3 protein-coding genes are annotated in these 3,141 nt (G+C 64.0%); 2 read left to right on the top strand and 1 reads right to left on the bottom strand.

Features of this window, described 5'->3' with window-relative positions:
- Positions 1 to 301: 301 nt before the first annotated feature.
- Positions 302 to 1,225 (bottom strand): NADP-dependent oxidoreductase, encoded by a 924-nt coding sequence (locus tag JOY90_RS26645; protein WP_291694087.1) that lies wholly within the window; start codon positions 1,223 to 1,225, stop codon positions 302 to 304.
- 241 nt (positions 1,226 to 1,466) lie between these two features.
- Between JOY90_RS26645 and JOY90_RS26640 the strand changes: the two genes are divergently transcribed.
- Positions 1,467 to 1,919 (top strand): ester cyclase, encoded by a 453-nt coding sequence (locus JOY90_RS26640; RefSeq protein WP_291694086.1) that lies wholly within the window; start codon positions 1,467 to 1,469, stop codon positions 1,917 to 1,919.
- Positions 1,920 to 2,067: 148 nt separating this feature from the next.
- The coding region (gene ada, locus JOY90_RS26635; RefSeq protein ID WP_291694088.1) for a bifunctional DNA-binding transcriptional regulator/O6-methylguanine-DNA methyltransferase Ada at positions 2,068 to 3,141 on the top strand (1,074 nt) is incomplete at its 3' end.

Below are 3,141 nucleotides of genomic sequence, written 5' to 3'. Positions count from 1 at the left end.
TGGATGGTCGGCTGATAGGCGCTGCGCGCCTGCAGGTCGCTATAGCCGACCAGCTTCATGTTGCTGGCCTCGGGCGGCGCGCCGATCGCCTGCTGCTGTGCGTGCACAGCGGAAGCGCACACGATCAAGGAGAATCCCACAACCCCTGCCAGTTTCACGCGACCGCTCATGCTTTTCCCCCATGCCTATCGGCCAATCTCGCGTTGGCTCTCTGAATGGACATCATAGCGGAGCCGGTGAGCCCTGCACCACGCCGCGCGGGAACAAATTTGCGAGAAGGCGGCGATCCGACGCGAAGCCGCTAGCGGACGACGAAGACCAGCTTGCCGCGGAAATGGCGGGATTGGCTCACCTCGTGCGCGGCCACGGCGTCACTGAGCTTGTAGCGCGTCACCTCCGGCGGACGAACGGCACCCGTCGTCACCAGTTCGACGATGCGCTCGAGATGCGGCCGGTCACGTCCGACCTTGGGCCGGAGTGCGACGACATCGCCGCGGTCCGGCTTCGGCGCCTGTGCTCCCGAGGCGATGAACGCGGCACGGCCGCCGGGCTTCAGCACCTGGAACGACCGCTGCGCCACGTCTCCGCCGACCGTGTCGAACACCGCGTCGCAGTCCCGCACGACCCTGGTGAAGTCCACCGCGTTGTAATCGACGATCTCATCGGCACCGATCTGGCGCAGATAGTCATGGTTCGCGGCGCTCGCGGTCGTGATCACGCGCGCGCCCAGGTGCTTCGACAGTTGGATGGCGAAGGCCGCGACACCGCCGGCGCCGCCCTGGATCAGGATCGTCTCGCCCGCCTTCAGCTTCAACGTGTCCTCGACGGTGCAGATCGCGGTCAGCCCGGCAAGAGCCAGCGCCGCGGCATCGACATGCGACAGGCTGTCGGGTTTCCTGGCGACGATGGCGGCCTTGATCGCGATCTTCTCGGCATAGGCGCCTTCCTGGCCGACGTCGCAGACGGCGAAGACTTCGTCGCCGACCCGCAGGTCCGTCACGCCATCGCCGACGACCGAGACGATGCCGGAGAAATCCCGCCCGAGAATGTAGGGGAAATGCGCAAGCTGGCCGGACTTGCCCTCGCGCACCTTCCAGTCCGCGCCGTTGACGCTGGCGGCGACGATATCGACCACCACCTCGCCGGGTCCCGCCACCGGCTCCGGCAGTTCGCCGAATTCGAGAACTTCCGGCCCGCCGTGCCGTTCGATGTAGGCAGCTTTCATGGATATTCCCCACTCTGACGCAATCAGGCTCGCATGTTTGACGGGCATATTCAAATTCGATGACGGCTGACGCCTTGAAGCGAAAATTGGAACCGCCCTCCGGCGCAATGACCACCCGACCCCGCGTTCGATTTCAAGGCAAGAAACGGAGTTCGGTTCGCGCCGATCGGGCGTAGTCCCGCTGCGCAGGTCGCCGATCGGCATCGGTGATCGCTTCTCAGTCGATCAAGGAGCTTTTCCAATGAGCAAAGAGGAAGATAACAAGGCGGTTGTCGGCCGTTGGTTCACCGATTTCTGGGGGAAGACCGTCAACCTCGGCGTTGTCGACGAAATCGCTGCCCCCGACATGCTGCTGAAATATTCGCTGCACGAACCCCGTCGCGGCCGCGATGACATCAAGGCGTTCATGACCGACTTCCGCGCCGCGTTCCCCGATCTCAACTTCTGGGGTACGGCGGACCTGATCGCCGAAGGCGACCATGTCGTCGGTCAATGGGAAGGCGGCGGCACGCATACGGGACCGGCGTTCGATGACTTCCTGATGGGCGGCCTCCCGGCGGCAACCGGCCGCACGATGCACTTCACCGGGACCACGGTCCTGAAGGTCATCGACGGCAGGATCGTCGAGGAAATCGGCCTTGACGACGGCGTGACCGCGCTGACCCAGCTGGGCCTGATCGGCAAGGCTGCGTGATCGAAGCGCGTCCGGAAGACGGAAGCAGTCAGATGAGGCCCGCACATAGGGCGCGGGCCTCATCTGCATCTTGACCACCCCGTCCCTCCAACAATGGTCACGGAAAGCGGGTGGCATCATCAGCTCGATCATGAAATCCGTTCGAGCCATGAGCGCAAAATCTGCCAGCGTCAGGATGCAAGAATCGCCGTCCGTGGCAGCAGACCCGCGATGGGCCCGCGTCCTGGCGCGCGACAAGACCGCCGATGGACAGTTCTGGTACTCGGTTTCCACGACTGGGGTCTATTGCCGGCCGTCATGCCCTTCGCGCACCGCCAATCCCAAAAACGTGCAGTTGCACGACAGTCTGGGGAGCGCGAAAGCGACGGGTTTCCGGCCGTGCCGGCGCTGCAAGCCGCACGGACCATTGACCGGCACTGAGAATGCGAAGCTGATCGCCAAGGCGTGCCGCGTCATCGAACGAAGCGAAGAGAAGCGGTCGCTCGAGGAGCTGGCGCATGCGGTCGGACTCAGCGCCAGCTACTTTCATCGCCTGTTCAAGGCCGCAACCGGTCTTACGCCCAAAGCGTATGCCGCCGCCTATCGCGCCAAGAAGGTCCGGGAGGGCCTGGTCTCCGGGAGCTCGGTGACCGAGGCGATCTATGACGCGGGCTTCAATTCAAGTGGACGCTTTTACGAGAAGTCGATGGGCATGCTCGGCATGACGCCGTCACGGTACCGTGCCGGAGGGCTCGACGAGGAGATCAGGTTTGCCGTCGGCCAGACCTGCCTGGGTGCCATTGTCGTCGCCTCCAGCAGGAAAGGTGTTGCTGCGATCTTGCTGGGCGATGATGCGGATGAGCTCGTTCGTGACCTCCAGGACCGCTTTCCAAAAGCACGGTTGATCGGTGCCGACCGCGATTACGAAGCGATGATGGCGCACGTCGTCGGCCTCGTGGAGGCACCGGAACTTGGGCGGGATCTTCCTCTTGATGTTCGCGGCACTGCTTTCCAACAGCGCGTCTGGCAGGCCCTTCAGGAAATACCCGTCGGCGCAACATGCTCCTATGCCGAGATCGCGCAGCGGATCGGCGCACCGAAGGCCATTCGCGCGGTCGCTGGCGCCTGCGCGGCGAACAATCTCGCCGTCGCCATTCCCTGTCATCGCGTCGTGCGCAATGACAAAGCGATCTCGGGATACGCCTGGGGCGTGGAGCGCAAACGCACGCTCCTCGAACGAGAA

Source organism: Bradyrhizobium sp., assembly GCF_019242285.1.
Lineage (GTDB): Bacteria > Pseudomonadota > Alphaproteobacteria > Rhizobiales > Xanthobacteraceae > Bradyrhizobium.
The sequence above is the reverse complement of the archived record's forward strand: the minus strand, read 5'-3'. Positions and strand labels throughout refer to the sequence as shown.

Coding starts and splice junctions, on each gene's coding strand:
- JOY90_RS26645 (WP_291694087.1), bottom strand. CDS start 1,225: ATGAAAGCTGCCTACATCGAACGGCACGGCGGGCCGGAAGTTCTCGAA.
- JOY90_RS26640 (WP_291694086.1), top strand. CDS start 1,467: ATGAGCAAAGAGGAAGATAACAAGGCGGTTGTCGGCCGTTGGTTCACC.